This window comes from Ruegeria sp. HKCCD8929 (genome assembly GCF_013031405.1).
Lineage (GTDB): Bacteria > Pseudomonadota > Alphaproteobacteria > Rhodobacterales > Rhodobacteraceae > Ruegeria.
The window spans coordinates 37,230-58,828 of sequence record NZ_WPZY01000009.1; the positions used below are offsets into that span (position 1 = coordinate 37,230).

The window sequence follows — 21,599 nt, forward strand, 5'->3', positions numbered from 1 at the left end:
GATCGGGGCGATGGCAAGCGGGGCGGCCAGGGCCGAACCGGTCAGTCGTAGACGCGCTGATCCTCGATCACCAGCCCGTCCTTGGGCAGGGAGCCGGGGGCCACGACCTCGACCGCGCCTTTGAGCTTCAGTACCTCGACCACCGATCTGGCATAGGCGTCGTCATTGCCGCAGGGGCTTTCGATCTGGACGGTCATGGCGTCCATCTCGCCCTGGCGCGAGGCGATGACGCGGGCCTTGACGATCTCGTCGTGTTTCTCGACCAGCGCGGCCACTTGCTCGGGGCGCACGAACATGCCCTTGATCTTGGTGGTCTGATCGGCGCGGCCCATCCAGCCCTTGATCCGCATGTTGGTGCGGCCGCAAGGGCTCTGCCCCGGCATCATCGCCGACAGGTCGCCAGTGGCGAAGCGAATGAGTGGATAGTCGGGGTTCAGCGAGGTCACCACGACCTCACCCACCTCGCCGGGGGCCACGGGGGTGCCGGTGCCGGGGGTGACGATCTCGACGATGACGTGCTCGTCCACGATCATCCCCTCCATCGCCGGGCTTTCATAGGCGATGTTGCCCAGATCGGCGGTGGCATAGCTTTGCAGACAGGTAATGCCACGGTCGGCATATTCCTGACGCAGGGACGGGAACAGCGCCCCGCCCCCCACGGCGGCCTTGGAGAAGCTGAGCGCCACGCCCATCTCGTCGGCCTTGTCGAGGATCACCTTGAGGTAATCCGGCGTGCCCGCGTAGGCCGTACAGCCCACATCGCGGGCGGCGCTCACCTGCAGCTCGGTCTGGCCGGTGCCGGCGGGCAGCACGGCGGCACCGACAGCACGGGCGCCGTTTTCAAAGATCATGCCCGCAGGGGTCAGGTGGTAGCCAAAGCAGTTCTGCACGATATCGCCCTGCCCGATCCCGGCGGCGTGCAGGAACCGGCCCATGCGCCACCAGTCGTGATCCACCCCGCCCGGTTCATAGATCGGACCCGGGGACTGGAAGATATGCGCGAACCCATGCGCGGGTTTGACCGTGAAGCCGCCAAAGGGCGGATGCTCGGCCTGTGCTCGGCTAAGCTCGGACTTGCGCAGTACCGGCAGGGCGGCCAGCGCCTCGGGGCTGGTGACGGCGGCGGGGTCGGCATCTGCCAGCGCGGCAAAGCCGGGCGCGGCCTTGGCCCGCGCGATCTGTTCGGGCAGTGCCTTGGCTATGTCCGCCGCGCGTTGATCCGCGCTGCGGGTCTCGAGGGCATCATAGTGAACGGTCGTCATGACAAGTTTCCCTGAGCTGTCTGCTGAGCGGGTTTGGGAGGAAAGCGCCAGGCAAGGAGTATTCCGAAGCCGATGATCATGATGTGCGGAAGCAGCACCGTGCTGTTCCAGAACGCCTTGAGGTAACCTGACAGAGAAACCTTGTCGAAGCCGTTTGCCCAGGTTTCAAACCCTTGCAGTGGCTGTGTCGAGAGTTTCGACAATTCGACCTGCGGGTTTTGGACAACTTGACGCAAAACCTCTTCGATTTCGTCGATGCGCAGCAGATACCCATGCTGAAGCGCCTTCCACAAGGTGTCAAGAGCAAGGAACGGCAGGACCGAGCAGGCAGCGATCAGCACGGCCAGACGGCCCGGACGGTCGGGCGGTTTTGCAAGATAGGCCGCCAGGATCGACGCCATGCCGACGGTGACGCTCCACCCTTTAATCAGGAGGCTCTGATTGTTGTAATCCTCGTAGGTCTTCACGAGAAGCAGATACTCTTTTTCGTAGAGACCTATGAAATCCGCGAGGGTGACTGGATCTGTCATTGGCTCACAACCACCTCTTGCGGCGGCGGTAGGAGCGCACGTCGCGGAAGCTTTTGCGCCCCTCGTCCGACATGCCGAGGTAAAACTCCTTGACGTCCGGGTTCTCGCGCAGTTCGGCGGCGGGGCCGTCCATCACCACGCGCCCCGATTCCAGAATGTAGCCGTAATGGGCAAAGCGCAGCGCCACGTTGGTGTTCTGCTCGGCAAGCAGGAAGGATACGCCCTCTTTCTCGTTGAGGTCCTTCACGATGCCGAAGATCTCCTCGACCAGCTGCGGCGCCAGACCCATCGAAGGTTCGTCCAGCAGGATGGTCTCGGGCCTGGACATCAGCGCGCGGCCCATCGCCACCATCTGCTGCTCGCCGCCCGAGGTATAGCCGGCCTGAGAGCGACGGCGTTCCTTGAGGCGGGGGAAATAGTTGTAGACCAGTTCCAGATCCTGCTGGATGTTGGCCTTGCCGTCCTTGCGCGTGTAGGCGCCGGTCAGCAGGTTTTCCTCGACGGTCAGGTGTTCGAAGCAGTGGCGCCCCTCCATCACCTGGATCACGCCTTTCTCGACCAGATCGGCCGGGTCGCTTTCATGCACGCTCTGGCCGCGATACTTGATCGAGCCCTTGGTGACCTCGCCCCGTTCGGAATGCAGCAGGTTCGACACCGCCTTGAGCGTGGTGGTCTTGCCCGCGCCATTGCCGCCGAGCAGGGCGGTGATGCCGCCCTTGGGCACGGTGAGGCTGACGCCCTTGAGCACGAGGATCACGTGGTTGTAGATCACCTCGATATTGTTGACCTCAAGCAGGGTGTCGGCCTGCACGTCGGTGGTATTTGCCGCATCCAGCATCAGCGTTCGTCCTCATGCCTGTCCCTTGCAGGACTTGTCCGGTTCGGAGCGGCAAGGCACCTGCCGCCCCTGGTGTTTGTCCGTCCCGGCGCCGGGCCGGGGCAGGCTCGGCTTAATTGCAGCCCGCCGAGATGTTGTTTTCCGAGGCGTAGGCGCCGGAATCTTCTTCGATCAATGCACCGATCACTTCGCCATCGGTGGGTTTGAAGTCGGAGATCAGCGACCATGTCTTGTTGGCCGCATCCCACTGGGTCACACCAACCAGCGCGTCGCCGCCGTGGTTTTCGCAGGTAACCGAGAACGCCGGACCAAAGTTGGGCAGGCCCAGTTCGGTCATCTTGGCTTCGGTCATCTCCAGCGCTTCCATCCCGTCCCGCATCATTGCAGACGTGATGTCGGCGGTGCCGTGGATTTCCTGCGCCTTCTTGGCGGCTTCCGCCGCCAGCATCGCGGCATAGAGACCCCGGTTGTAGAGCACGGTACCGACCTGATCGCCCGCACCGGCCGCCTTGCCCGCGTCGATCACGTGGGTCTTGAGGTCTTCAAAGACCGGGAAGTCGGTGCCCACATTGTGGAAGGTCAACGCCTTGTAGCCGTTGGCGGCTTCGCCGGCGGGCATGACGTCATGCTCGGCGCCCGACCACCAGATGCCGATGAAGTTCTCCATCGGGAAGCGGATGTTCGCGGCTTCCTGCACCGCAACCTGGTTCATCACGCCCCAGCCCCACATCAGGACATAGTCGGGACGGTCACGGCGGATTTGCAGCCACTGCGACTTCTGCTCCTGCCCCGGGTGGTCGACCGGCAGCGCGACCAGTTCATAGCCGTGCTTCTTGGACAGTTCCTCGAGCGTGCGGATCGGTTCTTTGCCATAGGCCGAGTTGTGGTAGACCAGCGCGATTTTCTTGCCGCTCAGGTCGCCGCCGTTTTCGTCCAGCAGGTAGTTGACCGCGCCCGAAGCGCCATCCCAGTAGTTGGCGGGATAGTTGAAGGTGTGGCTGAACACGGTGCCGTTCTTGGCCGAGGTGCGGCCATAGCCCATCGAATGGATCGGAATATCATCCACCGTGGCTTTGGGAATCAGCTGATAGGTGATCCCGGTCGAGAGCGGCTGATAGACCAGCGCGCCTTCGCCCTTGGTGGATTCGTAGCACTCCACGCCTTTTTCGGTGTTATAGCCGGTTTCGCATTCGATCACCTTGATCGGAACGCCGCCGATGCCGCCATCGCGCTCGTTCAGCAGGGTGAAATAGTCGGCATAGCCATCCGCAAACGGGATACCGCCCGCAGCATAGGGGCCGGTGCGATAGCTGAGCGACGGGAACACGAGGTCGGCCATCGCCGGGCCTGCGGCCATCAGGGCGCTCAGCGCCACGGTTGCCAGTTTCTTGTTCATCGGGTTTCTCCTCCCTTGGTTTGTCCGATGTTGGGTCGGGGCTCTCCAGCGGCCCCCTTCGATGTCGGCGGCCCTAGTGCGGGAAGGGCCAGAGCCTGAGTTTTTCCTTGGCCACGCGCCACAGCTGCGCCAGCCCGTGCGGTTCGAGGATCAGGAACATGACGATCAGCGCGCCCACGATCACCAGCTGCAGATGCGCCACGATATCGGTGGGCCAGCCCAGCATGTCGGCCCCCACCACCTTGAGCACCACCGGCAGCAGCACCAGGAACGCCGCCCCGGCAAACGAGCCGAAGATCGAGCCCAGCCCGCCGATGATCACCATGAACAGCACCAGGAACGATTTCTGGATGCCAAAGGCCTCACCGACCTCGACCGCGCCCAGATAGACCGAGAAAAACAGCGCCCCCGAGACGCCGACGAAGAAGGAGCTGACGGCAAAGGCGGTCAGCTTGGCCTTGAGCGGGTTCACCCCGATGATCTCGGCGGCGATGTCCATGTCGCGGATCGCCATCCAGCTCCGGCCGGTGGTGCCGCGTGTCAGGTTGCGGGCGATCAGCGCGCAGACCGTCAGGAAGATCAGGCAGAACAAGTAGGTGGCCCAGGCCGGCGCGTTGGGGCCGGTGATGATGATGCCGAACACGTCACGCTCAGGCGCGTTGATCTGGCCCGAGGCCGAGTAGTTGTAGAACCACGGCACCCGGTTGAAGAGCCAGACAAGGAAGAATTGCGCCGCCAGCGTGGCCACGGCGAGGTAGAAGCCCTTGATCCGCAAGCTTGGCAGGCCGAACAGGACCCCCACCAGAGCAGTGATGCCGCCCGCAAGGATCACGTGGATGAACATGGAGACATCGGGAAGCGCGGTCATCAGCTTGTAGCAGGCATAGGCCCCCACGGCCATGAACCCGCCGGTGCCCAGCGAGACCTGCCCGCAATAACCCACCAGGATGTTCAGCCCGATCGCCGCGATGGCGTAGATCAGGAACGGCAGCAGCAGCGCGTTGGCCCAGTAGTCGTTGATGAAGAAGGGGATGATGCCAAAGGCTACGGCCAGCACGAAGTAATACCGGTACCGGTCGAACCTGATTGGAAAGGTCTGGCTGTCATCCCTGTAGGAGACTTTGAAATCTCCGGCTTCACGGTAGAACATGGCTTACTTTCCCCATTCTTCCTGCGCCCGCTCGCGGGCCGCGGCATCCAGTTGTTTCGACGACTTGGCGTAGCCGCTCTGCTCGGTGACCCGCACCAGCTTCATGTAGGCCACGACGCCCGTGACCAGCCCGGCGAAGGCAAGAACCGCGGCAACGACAAGCTGGGTATCGGTCAGCCCTTCGGCGGTGACAGCGAGGTAACCGAAAGCCCAGAACCCCGCCCAGGCGATGACATTGACGATGGCGATCAGCTTGTTCATCTCGATCCCCACCCTGTTACCCAAAGCATCAGTAGGAACATGGCCGCAGCGGCGGCGCCCATAATCGCGATTGTTCCCAACAAATCGGGCGCAGGCTCCGCCCCCGGCCCCCGGTGCCCACCATTTGAGTGGACCGAGAAACCGGAAATCACGGCTGCGAGGCAGGACACAGCCGATGCAAACATCAATCTGTGCCTAAACTCTTTCAATGATCTTCTCCCCGAACAGACCCTGCGGGCGGAACACCAGGAAGATCAGCGCCAGCACATAGGCGAACCAGTTCTCGGTGGCGCCGCCCACCAAGGGACCGATTGCGAATTCGAACAGCTTCTCGCCCACCCCGATGATCAGCCCGCCGACGATGGCGCCAGGGATCGAGGTGAACCCGCCCAGCATCAGCACCGGCAGCGCCTTGAGCGCGATGAGGCTCAGCGAGAACTGCACACCCGACTTGGTGCCCCACATGATGCCCGCGACCAGCGCCACGAAGCCCGCGACCGACCAGACCATGATCCAGATGAAGTTCAGCGAAATGCCCACCGACAGCGCCGCCTGATGGTCGTCCGCCACTGCGCGCATCGCCCGGCCCTGCTTGGTGTATTGGCTGAACGCCACAAGGGCCGCCACCAGCAGCGCCGCGATGACGGTGGCCACGATGTCCAGATTGTCGATGAAGAAGCCATAGCCGAAGATGTTGAACGTGGTCTCGTCGATCCACAGGTTGATGCCCTGCGGCAGGCCCACATCCAGCGTCTTGATCTCGGAGCCCCACATCAGGTCGGCCACGCCTTCGAGGAAATAGGCTAGACCGATGGTGGCCATGAACAGGATGATCGGCTCCTGCCCCACCAGATGCCGCATCACGAAGCGCTGCACCGCCCAGGCCAGCAGCACCATCACCGACATGGTCAGCAGGATGGCCAGAGCGCCGGGTATGTTCCAGCCGAAATGCGTGACATGCCCGCCGAAGATCGCGTTGATCAGATGCGCAAACGGCACCTGCCCCTGCATGATCCCCACCAGAGTCATCGCCGCAAACAGCGCCATCACGCCTTGGGCATAGTTGAAGATCCCGGACGCCTTGTAGATCAGCACAAAGCCCAGAGCCACCAGCGCATAGAGCACCCCGGCCATCAGGCCGTTCAGGATGACCTCCATCGCGAATACGAGTTGTTCAGGCATTATTCGCATTCTCCCTGCCAAAGATCACAAGACGCCGGAGTTTTCCCGGTCTTGACCGCGTACAGTCCCACGAGATGGCGTTCCTGCGCCTCCCAGCCCGACATACTGATTTGCAAAAAACCGCCATTCTGCGGGCGACTTGCCCACCCGTTCACGGTATGGCTCTCATCGCCACGCATCTGGATCTTCGCACGCGAGTTGCTGCGAAATTCTGACGTGTTTGCCGAGAATTTTCTGTTCCATTGGTCCTTGGCCTGTTCGACGGGCACACGCATGGTCATGATCGAGCAGTTTCCGGGCTGATCCAGGCGCATTTGGACCTGAAACCAGTTCCCACTTGGCGGCACCCAGACAGCGTCCGGTTCCTCGGAAAATCCCAAATTTCTGGAAAGTTCGGATATCTGTTCGCGGGTGAATGCTGTGACCGTTGGGTTCACGGATATCGCAGAATTGTTCAACTGCGAAAAGCAGGTTTCAGAAAATGCGTCAAAGACCTCGTCGGCCAAATCCGATGACTTGGCTGGCACTGCAACTGTAAGGGCAAGGAACGCCGCAATGCACGCGCACCGAGACCTTCTGGCAACTGTCTGCGCGTTCACGCACCCCGCTTCAGTCATGGCTCACCCCCAGATAGGCGTCGATGACTTCCTGGTTGTTGCGCACCTCGTCTGGCGTGCCGTCGCCGATCTTCTTGCCGTAATCCATCACCACGACCCGGTCGCTCAGGTCCATCACCACGCCCATGTCATGCTCGATCAGCGCGATGGTGGTGCCGAACTCGTCATTCACGTCGAGGATGAAGCGGGACATGTCCTCTTTCTCTTCGACATTCATGCCCGCCATGGGCTCATCCAGCAGCAGCAGCTTGGGCTCGGCGGCCAGCGCCCGGGCCAGTTCCACGCGCTTTTTCAGCCCGTAGGGCAGGCGCGCGACCGGTGTCTTGCGGATGTGCTGGATTTCCAGAAAGTCGATGACCTTCTCGACCATTTCGCGGTTCTCGGTCTCTTCCCGCTCGGCCTTGCCCATCCACAAAGCCTGCTGAAAGATGTTGGTTTTCATGTAGTTGAGCCGCCCGGTCATCACGTTGTCCAGCACGCTCATGCCCTCGAACAGGGCGATGTTCTGGAACGTCCGGGCGATGCCCTGCCGCGCCACCTCATAGGGGCGCATCTGCGGGCGTTTGGCGCCCCGGAACCAGACCTCACCCTCCTGCGGGACATAGAACCCCGAGATCACGTTCAGCATCGAGGACTTGCCTGCCCCGTTGGGTCCGATGATCGCGCGGATCTCACCCTCGCGGATGTCGAACGAGATATCCTTGATCGCCACCACGCCGCCGAACCGCAGGGTGATGTTCTTCATCTCCATCACCACGCCGCCGATCTTGCGGCCGTCCTCGGTGACATATCCTTCGGATGCATCAAGCATCGGCTACTCCCTGAACTGCGCGGAAACGGGACGGCGGGCGGGGCGATGACCGCAGGTCGAGCGGCGCACGGCCGGACCTCATTCCGCCGCCACCTTGTGCTGTGCCACCGGCACGACCGCGGCATCGACGATGTTCAGCGTCGCGCTGATCGAGCCCTTGCGGCCGTCCTCATAGGTCACCTCGGTCGTGGTCGAGATCGTGTCCGACCCATCATAGAGCGCGGTGATGATGTCGTCGTATTTGTCCTCGACGAACCCCCGGCGCACCTTGCGGGTGCGGGTGATTTCGCCGTCATCGGCATCCAGTTCCTTGTGCAGCACCACGAAGCGGTGCACCTGACAGCCCGACAGCATCTCGTCCGCCGCGACCGAGCGGTTGACCTCTTCCACATGACTCTGGATCGACGCCAGCACCTTGGGATGGCCCGCCAGTTCCTGATACGAGGCATAGGCGATGTTGTTGCGCTCGGCCCAGTTTCCGACCGCCGTCAGGTCTATATTGATGAAGGCCGCGCAGCGGTCCTTGCCGTTGCCGAACAGCACGACCTCAAGAATGTCGGGATAGAACTTGAGCTTGTTCTCGACATATTTCGGCGCGAACATCGAGCCGTTGGCCATCTTTCCCACATCCTTGGCGCGGTCGATGATGCGCAGATGGCCGCTGCCTTCCTCGATGAAACCGGCATCACCGGTGGCAACCCAGCCCTCGGCATCTTTGGTCGAGGCGGTGGATTCGGGGTTCTTGTAGTATTCCACGAACACCCCGGGCGAGCGGTAGTGGATCTCGCCCTTGTCGTCGATCCTGATTTCCACGTCCGGGGCCGGAACGCCCACGGTGTCGGCGCGCACCTCGCCATCGGGCTGCACGGTGATGAACACCGTCGCCTCAGTCTGACCATAGAGCTGTTTGAGGTTGATGCCGAGCGAGCGGTAGAAGTCGAAGATCTCGGGCCCGATCGCCTCGCCCGCCGTATAGCCCACACGAATACGGCTGTAGCCCAGAGTGTCCTTGAGCGGTCCGTAAACCAGCAGGTTGCCCAGCTGATATTTCAGCCGGTCCATGAACCCGACCGGATTGCCGTCCAGAATGTCGCCGCCGACCTTCTTGGCGTGGCCGAGGAAGTGGTGGAACATCCGGCGCTTCAGCGCGCCCGCATCCTCCATCCGGATCATCACATTGGTCAGTTGGGTCTCGAATACGCGCGGTGGGGCGAAGAAATAGGTCGGCCCGATCTCGCGCAGATCGGTCATCATCGTGTCCTGGCTTTCCGGGCAGTTCACGCAGAAGCCGCACCAATAGGCCTGGCCGATGGAAAAGATGAAATCGCCCACCCAGGCCATCGGCAGGTAGGACAGGATGTTCTCGCCCCGGGTCAGATGGTCGAAATCCGCCGAGTTCTTGGCGCTTTCGATCACGTTGCGGTTGGACAGCACCACGCCCTTGGGCTTGCCGGTCGTTCCGCTGGTGTAGAGCATCACGCAGGTGCTTTCATAAGTCAGCTTGGCCTGACGGTCCTGCAGGTCGGTGATCCACTCATCCCGCGCGGCGCGGCCCTGATCCTGCACATGGGAATACTGGTGCAGCGTGTGATGGTCGTATTTGCGCAGGCCGCGCGGGTCGAGGTAGAGCACATGCTCCAGCTGGTGCAGTTCGTCCTGCACCTCAATCACCTTGTCGACCTGCTCCTGATCGCTGGCGATCACGAAACGCGCACCGCAATGGCCCAGCACATAGGCCATCTCTTCGGCGACCGCGTCCTGATAGACCGGCACCGGCACCGCACCAACCGATTGCACGGCGACCATGGACCAATAGAGATAGGGGCGGTTGCGGCCGATGATGGCGACGAAATCGCCCTCGTTCACGCCGAGATTGATCAGGCCCAGCGCCAGTGCCTCGATCTCTTTCGCGGTTTCAGCCCAGGTCCAGCTCTGCCAGATGCCGAATTCCTTTTCCCGATAGGCCGGAGCATCCCCGAACTGGGTCGCGTTGCGATGAAGCAGTGCCGGTAGGGATTGCAACCCTCCGGCGCCCGACTGCGTCTGAGCCAATGTCTTTCTCCTCCCCTTTCCGGCCCCATCCCGGACCGAACGCGATCGCCGATGCGATTCTGCCCCGATTAGGGACGGCCTCAACGGTCGGCGTCAACTTTTTCCTGATGTTTTCCCAAATCTTACGAATTGTAACAGCCTTCGCGCAGGCGGGTGGCTGCCTGTTACACCTGCCCATGTCCCGCGCGGGCAGCGACCGAAAGGCCCCTACCCCCGGCGCACATCCGGTGCTAGGCCTATGTCCCGGGGAGAACGGCATTGGACATTTCCAACCAGCGCATCAAGGCAATGACGACCGCGGGGCTGAACCTGATCGGGCAGGCCCTGTCGATCTATGACAACGATCTGAAACTGGTGCTCAGCAACCGCCGGTTTCAGGAGATGTTCGATCTGCCCGATCATCTGGTTCGTCCCGGGGCCGCGTTTTCCGACACCATCCGCCATCTGGCCACACAGGGCGAGTATGGCCCGGTCAGGGATATCGAGGACGCCGTACAAGTGAGGGTGGATCAGGCGCTGGCGTTCGAGCCGCATTACATGGAACGCATCCGCCCCAACGGGATGGTGATCTCGGTCGAGGGGGCGCCGCTGCCGCAGGGCGGCTGGGTCGCGGTCTATACCGACATCACCCGAACAAAACAGGCCGAGGAGCTGCTGCGCGCCCGGTCCGAGGAGCTTTCGGATCAGCTGCTGACTCATGCCGAGGAACTGTCGGCCACCAACCGCAAGCTGGCTGCCACCATCACCGCGCTGGAAGAGGCCAAGCGGCAACTGACCGAGATCGAGTCGCGCACCCGCCTGACCACCGAGATGATGCCCGCCCATATCGCCCATGTGGGCGCCGACGGGCACTATACCTATTCCAACCGGCGGCTGAGCGCGGTGATGCCGGGGAGGCCGTCGGATATCGTGGGTCTGCATATCTCGGAGGCGCTGGGGCCCTCGGCCTTTGCCCGCATCGCGCCGCATCTGCAAAAGGCCTATGGCGGGCGCAACTCGGTCTTCGAGTTTACCGAGGATCACGATCAGCGCCGCATCCGGGTCTCGTTCACGCCGGATCAGGCGGGCGGGGTCTATATCCTGTCGATGGACGTCACCGAGGAAACCCAGGCCCGCGTGGCGCTGCAGCAGTCGCGGCGGCGGGCGCTGGCAGCGCAGATGACCAGCGGGCTGGCGCATGATTTCTCGAACCTGCTGACCATCATTCTGGGGATGCAGAGCAGGCTGGAGCGGATGGATCTGCCCGATGAGGCCGCCGAACTGGTCACAGCCACGCAGCAGACGGCGCGGCGCGGCGGGCAGCTTTTGAACCGGATCGCCGACATGACCGGCAACCGCATCCTGCAGCCGCAAGCGACGGATATGCGCGGGGTGCTAGAGGATCTCAAGATCCTCGCCTCGCCCTCGCTGCCGCGCGGGATGGGCCTGTCGGTGGTCAACCACATGCCGGACGAGGCGCTGATGCTGGACCCGGGCATGTTGCAGGACGCGCTGCTGAACCTAGTACTGAACGCCCGCGATGCCTGCGGCACCAACGGGCAGATCACGGTCAGCGCCCACGCCATCGGGCGGATCTGGATCGAGATCACCGTCGGCGATACTGGCCCGGGCTTTTCCGCCGAAGCACTGGACAAGGCGCTGAACCCGTTCTTTACCACCAAGGGCAGCGAGGGTTCGGGGCTGGGCCTGCCGATGGTCTATGACATGGTCAAGCTGGCAGGCGGCGATCTGCAACTGCGCAACACGCCCTCGGGCGCGTCGGTGATGCTGCGCCTGCCTTATCGTCCGGCACCGGCGACCCACGGCGGGCTGGCATTGCTGGTCGAGGACAATGACGAGTTGCGCAGCCAGTTCCGCGACATGCTAGTCGATCTGGGCCATTCGGTGATCGAGGCGACCTCGGCCGATGAGGCCTGCGCGCTGGCCGCCGATCTCGAGGATATCTCGCTGGTGCTGTCGGATATCAGACTGGAGGGCGCCGGCACCGGGCTGGATCTGATCCGCCGCCTGAAACCCGGCCTGCCCTGCGTGCTGATGACCTCGCTGCCGCTGTCCGATCCGCTGCACCGCGAGGCCCTTGCGCAGGGGCCGGTTCTGCGCAAACCCTTCTCGCGCGCGCAACTCTCTGCGCTGATCCGGACCGAGGCCGCCTGATGACCCAACCGCTGGTGACCATTCTCGACGACGAACCCGAAATCCGGCAGATCCTGACGGATGCGCTGGAAGAGGCGGGGTTTCGCACCCAGAGCTTTGCCCGCGCGCGCGAGTTTGAAGCCTCGCTAAAGCGGGTGACGCCGGATGTGTGCCTGGTCGATCTGTCGCTGCCCGATACCGACGGGCTGGCGCTGGTGCACCGGCTGGCTCTGGAACAGGGCGCGGCGGTGATCATCATCTCGGGCCGGGCGCAGGTGCAGGACCGGGTGACCGGACTGGAGCTGGGCGCCGACGACTACATCACCAAACCCTTCGATCCGGCCGAGGTCGTGGCCCGCATCCGCGCCCGACTGCGCAGCCCACGCCCGGTCGCGCAGGGGGGCGACACTGCGCTCTTCAACGGCTGGACCGCGCATTTCGACCGTTACGTGCTGGAGGATGACACGGGCGGCGAAACCCCGTTCAGCCATGCCGAGGGCGAAGTGCTGCGCCTGTTTCTGGAAAGTCCCAAACGCCTGATCAGCCGCGCCCAGATGCAGGAGATGCTGGGCGGTGCGGCGGGTGAGAGCTTTGACCGGGCGATGGACGTCCGCATCTCGCGGCTGCGCACCAAGCTGGGCGAGGACCCGAAAAACCCCCGGCTGATCAAGACGATCTACGGCGCGGGTTATATCTTTCTGGGCGATGTGAGTTGGCGCTGACCCCCTGCTTTTGGCAGCTTGCAGGCAATTCCTTCGGAATAGCGCACCGCAAGAACCCCGAGCGCCGGACTACTGCGCCTCGATCCTGCGGATCATCGCGGCCAGCCGTTTGCCGATCAGGTGGCTGGAACGGGGGGACGGATGGATCAAATCAGGCGCGAAATAGAACAGCCCGCCACGTGGCACCACATCCTGCATCGACACATATTCGATACCCTTTTCCTGCTGTGCCAACCGCGCGATCCGCGCCTCCAACTCATCGCCTTCGGATTTGCAATGGTCGATTGGGGTTAGCAGGCCGGGGCTGCGCAGATAACCGGTATACAGCACCCTGGCGCCGTCATCCCGAATGCGGCGCAGAAAATCCGGTATCTGTCCGGTCGAACCGTCCGCGGAAATCATCCGGTTCATGATCCGGTCGCAGCGCCCGCATCCACATCCGAACAGCAGGTCATTGCCGCCGCCATTGACCACCACCCAATCCCAGTCGCCCTTGACGTACTGGTAGGGAATGTTGAAGCCTTTCTGGTCCTCGGCATCCGGGCGGATTTGCATCCAGGCGCCGGCGACCGAGCGATCCACGACGGCCTCACCCAACTCCTGCTCAATCGTGTCAGAGATCGAACTGCCCCAGACCGCATTCCAGGCCATCAGAGAATCTCCCACGGCCAGAATTCGGGCGCCACTGTTCTGGCTGAACGATTCCTGACAGGCCGTCAGCGGCAGGGCGGCAATGAGAGTAAGCAAAAGGGGTTTAAGGCGATCAAAAGTCATGGGACCAAGCTGCGCAAAAAGAATTGTGATTCCGTTAACGCAAATTGGATCACAGCTCGGAAAGTTTAACAATCATGAGATGATTAAGATTACAAACTACAACCTTTGAGTCGCTTTATCCAACACCTTCAATCCGGCCACCAGATCCGCCTCATCCGTGTCCTCGGCAAAATCGTGGCTGATGCCGCCAATGGACGGAACGAACAGCATCGCCACCGGCATCAGGCGCGAGACATTGGTAGCGTCGTGCAGCGCGCCCGACGGCATGTGCCGCCACCGCCCGGGTGCCATTGCCTCGGCCCCATGCTCCAGCGCGGCTTTCAGGCGGTCGTCCATCGCCACCGGCTCCAGCCCCAGCAGCGGGCCGAACTCCAGCCCCATATCCCCGGCCACCTCCTCGGCTGTTTGGCGAATGATCTCCTCCATCCGCGCCAATCTCCCGGCATCGCCGTCGCGCCACTGCATCGAGAACTGCGCCCGCCCCGGCACGATGGAGGACGCATTGGGATGCAGTGATACATGGCCGATGGTCCAGACCGTGCGCGGCGTGACCACGTTGCGGAACCGCTCGTTGATCAGCGAATTGAACCGCGACAGCGCCTGAAACGCGTCGCGGCGCAGATGCATGGGCGTGGTGCCCGCGTGGTTCTGCTGGCCATCGAAGGTGATCTTCATGTCGCGGATGCCGACGATATCGGTGACCACGCCAATCTGATCGTCTTCGGTGTCCAGCGTCGGCCCCTGCTCGATATGCATCTCGACAAAACCGGAGAACTGGCCCGGGTCGACGAAATCACCCGCCAGATCCGCCATCGCCGTCCGCGCGGCACCGAAACGGATACCGGCGTGATCGGCCAGCCCATCCGCCTGGTCCAGCGGCAGATGCCCCGACCAGATCGCCGAGCCGGTGGTGACCCCAAACCGCCCCTCTTCATCCTGAAAGCTGACCACCGAAACCGGCCGATCCGAGGATCGCGCCACCTCCAGCGCCGCGATCACACCCAGCGCGCCATCGAGCCAGCCGCCCTCGGGCTGGCTGTCGGAATGCGAGCCCATGAGCAGCGATGGCCCCTCCGCCAGACCAAAAAGGTTACCGACCGGATCGAACCTGACCTGCAGCCCGGCCTCCTCCATCCGCCCCGCCAGCCAGCGCCGCGCGGCGATGTCAGCCTCACTATAGGCAGGCCGTACCACGCCCTTGCCCACGCCTGAGGCGCCAAACGACCGCAACTTGTGCAAATCCGCCAGAAACCGTTCCGCATTCACCGCCATATCGAACCTTTCGCCTCCCCTGCTTCTTCTGTTTGAAAATATCCCCGCCGGAGGCTCCCGCAAGGCACCACAAACGCCCACGCTGACAATTTCGCGCAAGCGGCCTCCAAACCCCTCTGGCCCATCCCCGAAACCTCGCCTAAGACTTGGCGCCAAGAGGAGCACACATGTCCCACATCACCCTTGTCCGCCACGGTCAGGCCAATACCGAGGCGCGCGACGAAGAGAGCTATGACCGCCTCAGCGATCTGGGCCACCAGCAGGCCCGCTGGCTGGGCGAGCATCTGGCCGAGACGCGGTCGCATCACACGCGGGTCTATTGCGGCACCCTGACCCGGCATCTGGAAACCGCGGCCAGCATGGGGCTGGCGGATCCGGTGCAGGACGCGCGGCTGAACGAGATCGAGTATTTCGCCCTCGCTCAGCGCTTCGAGGAGCAGCACGGCGTCGCCATTCCCGACGACCGCGAGGGGTTTGTCGATCACCTGCCGCGCACGTTCGTGGCCTGGTCGCGGGGCGAGATCGCCGACCCGCCCGAAAGTTTCGACCAGTTCGAAACCCGCGTCCGCGACGCGTTGGGCGAGATCGGGACCGAGGGCGGACCGGCCATCGTGGTGACTTCGGGCGGGCTGATCTCGATGGTGATGCGGCAGGCGATGGGGCTGGACATCCCGTCAATGGCGCGGGTCGCCCTTGCCATCATGAACACGTCGATGCATCGTCTCTACCCGATTGGCGCGCATCTGAGCCCGGTGCTGTTCAACGCCGTCCCGCATCTGGAACCGCCAGAGCGGCAATTCGCGCAAACCCATTTGTAAGGCAGGAGGCTTGGGATGCAGCTCTATTACGCCCCCGGCACCATTTCCGTCGCTGTCGCCATCGCGCTGGAAGAGGCGGGGCTGGACTATGACGCGGTGAAGCTGAATTTCGCCAGCGGCGAGCAGACCAAACCGGCCTATGCCCAGATCAACCCCAAGGGCCGCGTGCCGGCGCTGGCGGTCGAAGGCGGCATCCTGACCGAGACCGGCGCGCTGCTGGACTTTGTGGCCGCCAAGGCGCCGCAGGCCGGGCTGGTGCCGGAGGATCCGGTGATGGCGGCGCGGATGCGCGAGGTGATGTATTACCTGGCCTCGACCATGCATGTGAACCACGCCCACAAGCTGCGCGGGCCCCGCTGGGCCAGCAAGGAAAGCAGTTTCAGGGATATGGCGGCCAAGGTGCCCGAGACCATGACCGCCTCGTGCGACTATATCGAGCACAACGGCTTGCGCGGGCCGCTCGTGTTGGGCGACCGGATCAGCCTTGCCGATTGTTACCTCTACGTTGTGTGCGGCTGGCTGGAAGGCGACGGCGTCGATGCCTCGGCCTTTCCCAAGATCCTCGCCTTCCGCGAGGCGATGGCGGCGCGTGCCTCGGTTCAGGCGGTTAAGGCCGCCGGTATGCTTTAGCGAAGGACGAACGATGACACATCTCTGGGTCCGGGCCGAACAGCGCCCGAACGAGGAACGGGTGGGCCTGACGCCCGAGGGGGCGGCGCAGCTGATTGCAGCGGGGATCCGGGTGACGGTCGAGGACAGCTCGGTCCGCGCCCTCCCGCTGGACGGCTACCGGGCGGCGGGATGCGGGATCGCAACCGAGAACAGCTGGCCCGAGGCCCCGGCGGATGCCATCGTCTTCGGCCTCAAGGAACTGCCCGAGGACGGCACGCCCCTGCCTCATCGCCACATCATGTTCGGCCATGCCTTCAAGGGCCAGCATTCTGGCCGGGCACTGCTGGAGCGGTTCAAGGCGGGCGGTGGCACGCTCTACGATCTGGAATATCTGGTGGATGAAACCGGCCGCCGGGTGGCCGCATTCGGTTATTGGGCGGGCTATGCCGGGGCCGCCGTGACGCTGAAGGCATGGGCCGCGCAGCAGCGGGGCGCGCAATGCGGCCCGGTCGGTGTCTATCCCGGCAAGGATGCGCTGATTGCAGAGTTGGGCGCCGAGCTTGACGCCACCGGTGCGCCCCGCTCCAGCGCCATCGTTATCGGAGCGCTTGGCCGGGTCGGTACCGGGGCCGCCGATCTCTGCGAGGCGATGGGTGTTGCCGTCACCAAATGGGACATGGCCGAGACCGCAAGCGGCGGGCCGTTCCCGGAGATCCTCGGCCATGACCTGTTCCTGAACTGCATCTTCGCCCGTCCCGGCACGCCGGTCTTCGTTCCGCGTGAGGCGCTGACCGCGCCGCGCAAGCTGACCGCCATCGGCGATGTGGCCTGCGACCCGGACAGCGATTACAACCCGGTGCCGGTCTATGACCGCGCGACGACGTGGGACCAGCCCACCCTGCGCGTCGCCACCGACCCGGTGCTGGACGTGATGGCCATCGACAACCTGCCGTCGATGCTGCCGGTCGAAAGCTCCAAAGACTACGCGGCGCAACTGCTGCCCTCGTTGCTGACGCTTGGGCGGATCGAAACCGGCGTCTGGGGCCGGGCCAAGGCCACCTATCAAACCCATATCGAGAGGATCTGACAGATGACCATCCATTGGTGCGGCACCGGCCTTTCGGCCATTCCCGGGTTGCGGCGGCTGATCGGGGCGGGTCATCCCGTCACCGTCTGGAACCGGACCGTCTCCAAGGCGCGCGACGAGGTCGGAGATCTGACCGACGACATCCACGCCTTTGACATCGACGCGCTGGGCGCGGTGCTGGCCAAGGGCGATGTGATCGTGTCGATGCTGCCCGGGGACTGGCACGTGCCGTTGGCAGAACTGGCGATCTCAAAGGGCGCGAACTTCGTCTCCTCCTCCTACATCGCCCCCGAGATGCGCGCGCTGGACGAAACCGCACGCGAGGCCGGGGTGGCGCTGGTCAACGAGGTCGGGCTGGACCCGGGTATCGACCACCTGATGGCGCATGCGCTGGTGGCAGACTATCGCGCCTCGGACGCCTTCGACGCGGCCAACCACCTGAGTTTCATCTCTTATTGCGGCGGCATCCCGAAACATCCCAACCCGTTTCGCTACAAGTTCAGCTGGTCGCCGCTGGGCGTGCTCAAGGCGCTGCGTTCGCCCTCGCGCTCGATCCGCAACTACGCGCTTTTGGATGTGGCGCGGCCCTGGGACGCGATCTCCAGCTATGTCGCGCCGCTGCCCACGCCCGAGAGCTTCGAGGTCTACCCCAACCGCGACTCGCTGCCCTTCATGGCGCAGTACCACTTCGAGGAGAACTGGCCGGTCCGGGAATTCGTCCGCGGCACCCTGCGTCTGAATGGCTGGGCGGAGGCGTGGGGCGGCGTGTTCAAAGAGGTCGAAACGCTGTCTGGTCCCGAGGGCGACGCGCGCCTCAAGGAGATGTCCGACCAGTTCTGGGCCGAAAACGCTTATGACGAGGGCGAGCCGGACCGGGTGGTGTTGTGCGTGGGCCTCAAGGCCGAGAAGGATGGCGTCGCGGTCTGGGACAAGACCTATGTGATGGACGCCTGGGGCGACGCGCGCGGCACCGCGATGGCCCGTCTGGTTTCGGTGCCGGTGTCGCTGGCGGTCGAAGCGGTGCTGAACCGCGCCATCCCGGCGGGCGTGCATGCAGCCCCCAGCGATCCGAAGCTGGTCGAGGCTTGGATGGGTGAGATCGACAAACTGGCACAGCACCTGCAGGTGGTGGGGTAGCCTGAGCCCCTGCGGCCTTTGGCTGATCCTGGCCCGGGGAAACTGTCACCGCAGGGCTATGCTGTCTGCCCGCACCATTTCTCAACGATGTCGTGGAGCGGCTGCAGATGATCCTGATACCGGCGCCATTTCTCGATTGAGCCCCGGTACACGGGCTGGCGCACCTGGGACAAGCTGGCGGTGCGGACCCGTCGGCGTGATTTGTGAAAGTCCAGACACCGCTCATCCCAGTCCAGCCCGCAATATTGCAGCAGGTTCCTGGCCTCCTGCTCGGTATCGGCCACCAACGCCTCGTATTGCAGCTCGTGGAATGCGGTTGGGGGCAGAACACGCCTCCAGTGCTGCATCAGCCGGCGATAACCGTCATAGGCCCGCCCCAACTCCTCCAGATCATAGCTATGATGCTGGCTGCGTTCGAACAGCCGGGTAAAACAGGACAGGCAGGTGTCCATCGGGTGCCGCTGGATATGGACAATCCGGGCATTCGGCAGCAACGCGTGGATCAGTCCCACCATGTGAAAATTCGCGGGCATCTTGTCGGTGATCATGGCCGCATCCGGCGCGTGCGCCGTCAACCGGTCCACATAGTCCCGCGCGAGGGCAGAGAGTGCCTCGTCGGACAATGCCTTCAGGGTCTCGGGGAACTGCTTGGATTTGCCCTGAGCGTCGAAGCCGAAAATCCGCTGCAGGTCGTTCAGTTCACCCGCGCCGTGAACCTGCGGGTGGCTGGCGAGGATGGATTCGGTCAGGGTTGTGCCCGACCGGGGCATTCCCAGCACGAAGATCGGTTTCGCCGATGGCAGGGCCGCCGACCGCAAATGATCAATGAACTCCGGCGTAAATGTCTGAATGATCTGATCGACGTGCCGGTCATACAGGTCCGCGTCATAGCTCAGCAGCGACCGCTTGACCCTCGCCCCCATCGCGTATTGCCCGAACGCGTCGTCATGCCGGCCGAGGGCGTCGTAGCATTCTCCGAGTGCGAAGTGGAACGAGGCCCGTTTCTGAGGTGCCATGTTCTCGGAACGCGGCAGGTTCGCCTCAAGCGCGGCCAGCAACGGATCGTCCGGTGTTTTCACCTTGTCGAGCCGGCAGAGCGCCATCGTCGGGGACAGATCGTCCAGGTCCAGATCACGCGCCTGTTCGAACGCATCCCGCGCCGAGGCCATGTCGCCCATTTCCATGAGCAGGTGACCGCGCCCCATGATGCTGGCGGAAAAGGCGGGATCGATGGCCAGCGCCTTGTCATAAGCATCAAGGGCCAGTTTCTCGTCCGACAGATTGCTGTGGCACAGCCCCATCTGGTGCAGGCAAAGCGCGCTGTCCGGCTCGATCTCCACGGCCTTGCGCGCCGCGGCAAGGGCGAGGTCGGGATGGTTCTTTTCCAGCATCACCTGCGACAGCCCCACATGAGACTGGGCCAGTGCCGGGTTGATTTCGATCGACCGGCGGAACGACGTCTCGGCGGCATCGAGCCGGGCATACATCAGGTGAATGCGCCCCTGGTTGCGATGCGCTTCGGCGTTGTCGGGGGCCTTGGACAGCAGCCGTGACAGCTCGGTCTGGGCGAGATCGAGCTGCTCGTCCTCGATGAGGACCGTCACGAGATTGTTGTGCGTTTCAGCATTGTCCGGCGCCAGTTCGAGGACGCGGCGATAATACGTGATGGCCAGCGGGCGGTTCTTTTCATCCCGTGCCATGCTGCCCAGATTGTTGAGGGACGAAATGTGACCGGGGGCAAGCTGCAGAGCGCGCTCATGCAGGTCTTTAGAAAGGTCGAACTCTCCACAATCGTAATAGGCCAGCGCCAGATTGGCGAGCGCCGGGGCCGAGTTGGGTGCGGCCGCAACGGCACGCTTTCCCAGTTCGATCGCCTCCTGCCGGTGACCGGCGGATCGCATGATCTCAACCGCATTGGCCAACAGCGCCGCGTTTTTCGGGGCAAGGTCCAGCGCGCGGCGCAGATGGGAAAGCGATTGCTGCATCTGCCCCTGCCGAAACCGCGCAAGGCCGATCAGATGCAGCGCCTCGACATGTTCGGGAAGGCTCGCCAGAATCCGGTCGCAGAGATAGGCGCAGGCCTCAAGCTCTCCAGCCTGAAAGTTCTGCCGGGCCATCGCTATCGCCTGATCGGCGCTGAGTGTCTGAGTGGTTTGGGTCTGCATGCGCGGGCTTCTTCCTGAGATCTGCCACTTGTTAGTCTCAACCCAGTCACCCGGCAACTAAACATAAGTTGGACGTGGCGGCGCGGGGCCGGTTTTTGATGCCGAGATGCCGGTTTTCGGGCTGGATGGCCCCCGGGCCGGAACCGTTCCGTGAGTCGCAGCGTTCCGGGTTGTGATTCGAGTGCCGAATGCAATAAGCAGCCGCCCGACAGAACTCAGCAAACTCGGGAACCCATCCATGCCGTCCAAAAGCCGCCTTACAATCATATTCTTCGCCGCCCTGTTTTGCGCCTGCATCATGCTGTTTGAGGATATTGGCGAGGCCATGGGGGTGGCGTGGATCGACGAATGGGACGAGATCCACGTGTGGGAGGTTCTGATCATGCTGTCCCTATTCGGGGCCATCATCATGCTGGGCCTCGAAATCCTGAAAATGCGCCGCTATCAGGACACGCTTGAGGACAAGGTGGCCCGGGCCTCGGGCGCGTTCGAAGAGTTGCTGAACGCCTATTTCGACAAATGGGCCTTTTCGACCGCCGAGCGCGAGATCACGCGCCTTTTGATCAAGGGATGCTCGACCGCCGAGATGGCAGAGATTCGCAACGCCAAGGAAGGCACCATCAAGGCGCAGACCAGTTCGATTTACAAGAAATCCGGCTATGCGGGTAAGGCGCAACTGCTCAGCGCGTTCCTCGAAGACCTGACCGATGGCGGATCGGTTGCCAGCTCGTCACGATGAGGTTCCGGGATGCGCCCCCGTGTCACGATGAGACGTCCAGG

20 protein-coding genes are annotated in these 21,599 nt (G+C 63.2%); 7 read left to right on the top strand and 13 right to left on the bottom strand.

Going from position 1 to position 21,599, the window contains the following annotated elements:
• Positions 1-41: 41 nt before the first annotated feature.
• From GOX53_RS14935 to GOX53_RS14980, 10 genes are all read right to left on the bottom strand, one after another.
• Positions 42-1,262 (bottom strand): phenylacetate--CoA ligase family protein, encoded by a 1,221-nt coding sequence (locus tag GOX53_RS14935; RefSeq protein ID WP_171177685.1) that lies wholly within the window; start codon positions 1,260-1,262, stop codon positions 42-44.
• The gene (locus GOX53_RS14940) at positions 1,259-1,792 is read right to left on the bottom strand and encodes a hypothetical protein (protein WP_171177686.1); all 534 of its coding nucleotides are present in this window, start codon (positions 1,790-1,792) and stop codon (positions 1,259-1,261) included. The genes GOX53_RS14935 and GOX53_RS14940 overlap by 4 nt, the downstream gene beginning before the upstream one ends.
• 4 nt (positions 1,793-1,796) lie before the next feature.
• Positions 1,797-2,630 carry an ABC transporter ATP-binding protein gene (locus GOX53_RS14945; protein ID WP_171177688.1) on the bottom strand — a complete coding sequence of 278 codons (834 nt, stop codon included), beginning with the start codon at positions 2,628-2,630 and terminating at the stop codon, positions 1,797-1,799.
• Between the two features lie 112 nt (positions 2,631-2,742).
• Positions 2,743-4,026: an ABC transporter substrate-binding protein gene (locus GOX53_RS14950; RefSeq protein WP_171177690.1), complete on the bottom strand. Its 1,284-nt coding sequence runs from the start codon at positions 4,024-4,026 to the stop codon at positions 2,743-2,745.
• Positions 4,027-4,099: 73 nt separating this feature from the next.
• Positions 4,100-5,176 carry a branched-chain amino acid ABC transporter permease gene (locus GOX53_RS14955; RefSeq protein WP_171177692.1) on the bottom strand — a complete coding sequence of 359 codons (1,077 nt, stop codon included), beginning with the start codon at positions 5,174-5,176 and terminating at the stop codon, positions 4,100-4,102.
• Positions 5,177-5,179: 3 nt separating this feature from the next.
• Positions 5,180-5,437 (bottom strand): hypothetical protein, encoded by a 258-nt coding sequence (locus GOX53_RS14960; RefSeq protein ID WP_171177694.1) that lies wholly within the window; start codon positions 5,435-5,437, stop codon positions 5,180-5,182.
• A 195-nt stretch (positions 5,438-5,632) separates the two neighbouring features.
• Entirely contained in the window at positions 5,633-6,619 is a 987-nt protein-coding gene (locus GOX53_RS14965; RefSeq protein WP_171177696.1) for a branched-chain amino acid ABC transporter permease, read from the bottom strand.
• Positions 6,619-7,236 carry a hypothetical protein gene (locus tag GOX53_RS14970; protein ID WP_171177698.1) on the bottom strand — a complete coding sequence of 206 codons (618 nt, stop codon included), beginning with the start codon at positions 7,234-7,236 and terminating at the stop codon, positions 6,619-6,621. Before GOX53_RS14970 ends, GOX53_RS14965 begins: the two co-directional genes overlap by 1 nt.
• Positions 7,229-8,047, bottom strand: coding sequence for an ABC transporter ATP-binding protein (locus tag GOX53_RS14975; protein WP_171177699.1), 819 nt, complete (start codon positions 8,045-8,047; stop codon positions 7,229-7,231). Before GOX53_RS14975 ends, GOX53_RS14970 begins: the two co-directional genes overlap by 8 nt.
• A gap of 78 nt (positions 8,048-8,125) precedes the next feature.
• Positions 8,126-10,099 (bottom strand): AMP-binding protein, encoded by a 1,974-nt coding sequence (locus tag GOX53_RS14980; RefSeq protein WP_171177701.1) that lies wholly within the window; start codon positions 10,097-10,099, stop codon positions 8,126-8,128.
• Positions 10,100-10,387: 288 nt separating this feature from the next.
• On the opposite strand from GOX53_RS14980, the gene GOX53_RS14985 reads away from it, so the two are divergent.
• Entirely contained in the window at positions 10,388-12,253 is a 1,866-nt protein-coding gene (locus tag GOX53_RS14985) for a PAS-domain containing protein (protein ID WP_171177885.1), read from the top strand.
• Positions 12,253-12,954 carry a response regulator transcription factor gene (locus tag GOX53_RS14990; RefSeq protein ID WP_171177703.1) on the top strand — a complete coding sequence of 234 codons (702 nt, stop codon included), beginning with the start codon at positions 12,253-12,255 and terminating at the stop codon, positions 12,952-12,954. The genes GOX53_RS14985 and GOX53_RS14990 overlap by 1 nt, the downstream gene beginning before the upstream one ends.
• Positions 12,955-13,023: 69 nt before the next feature.
• On the opposite strand, the gene GOX53_RS14995 is transcribed toward GOX53_RS14990, so the two are convergent.
• A complete protein-coding gene (locus GOX53_RS14995) occupies positions 13,024-13,728 on the bottom strand; it encodes an SGNH/GDSL hydrolase family protein (RefSeq protein ID WP_171177705.1) in 705 nt (234 codons plus the stop codon).
• A gap of 96 nt (positions 13,729-13,824) precedes the next feature.
• Positions 13,825-15,000: a Zn-dependent hydrolase gene (locus GOX53_RS15000; protein ID WP_171177707.1), complete on the bottom strand. Its 1,176-nt coding sequence runs from the start codon at positions 14,998-15,000 to the stop codon at positions 13,825-13,827.
• A 167-nt stretch (positions 15,001-15,167) separates the two neighbouring features.
• Between GOX53_RS15000 and GOX53_RS15005 the strand changes: the two genes are divergently transcribed.
• From GOX53_RS15005 to GOX53_RS15020, 4 genes are read left to right on the top strand one after another with little or no spacing between them, the layout of a single operon-like run.
• Positions 15,168-15,818 (top strand): histidine phosphatase family protein, encoded by a 651-nt coding sequence (locus GOX53_RS15005; protein WP_171177709.1) that lies wholly within the window; start codon positions 15,168-15,170, stop codon positions 15,816-15,818.
• 15 nt (positions 15,819-15,833) lie between these two features.
• Positions 15,834-16,448 carry a glutathione S-transferase family protein gene (locus GOX53_RS15010; RefSeq protein WP_171177711.1) on the top strand — a complete coding sequence of 205 codons (615 nt, stop codon included), beginning with the start codon at positions 15,834-15,836 and terminating at the stop codon, positions 16,446-16,448.
• Positions 16,449-16,461: 13 nt separating this feature from the next.
• Entirely contained in the window at positions 16,462-17,517 is a 1,056-nt protein-coding gene (locus GOX53_RS15015) for a saccharopine dehydrogenase (RefSeq protein WP_171177713.1), read from the top strand.
• 3 nt (positions 17,518-17,520) lie between these two features.
• Positions 17,521-18,654, top strand: a complete 1,134-nt coding sequence (locus tag GOX53_RS15020; RefSeq protein ID WP_171177715.1) for a saccharopine dehydrogenase family protein — start codon at positions 17,521-17,523, stop codon at positions 18,652-18,654.
• 56 nt (positions 18,655-18,710) lie between these two features.
• Here GOX53_RS15020 and GOX53_RS15025 read toward each other — a convergent pair whose 3' ends face one another.
• A complete protein-coding gene (locus GOX53_RS15025) occupies positions 18,711-20,819 on the bottom strand; it encodes a tetratricopeptide repeat-containing sulfotransferase family protein (RefSeq protein WP_171177717.1) in 2,109 nt (702 codons plus the stop codon).
• A 238-nt stretch (positions 20,820-21,057) separates the two neighbouring features.
• On the opposite strand from GOX53_RS15025, the gene GOX53_RS15030 reads away from it, so the two are divergent.
• A complete protein-coding gene (locus GOX53_RS15030; protein ID WP_171177719.1) occupies positions 21,058-21,558 on the top strand; it encodes a LuxR C-terminal-related transcriptional regulator in 501 nt (166 codons plus the stop codon).
• The last annotated feature ends 41 nt before the right edge of the window (positions 21,559-21,599 follow it).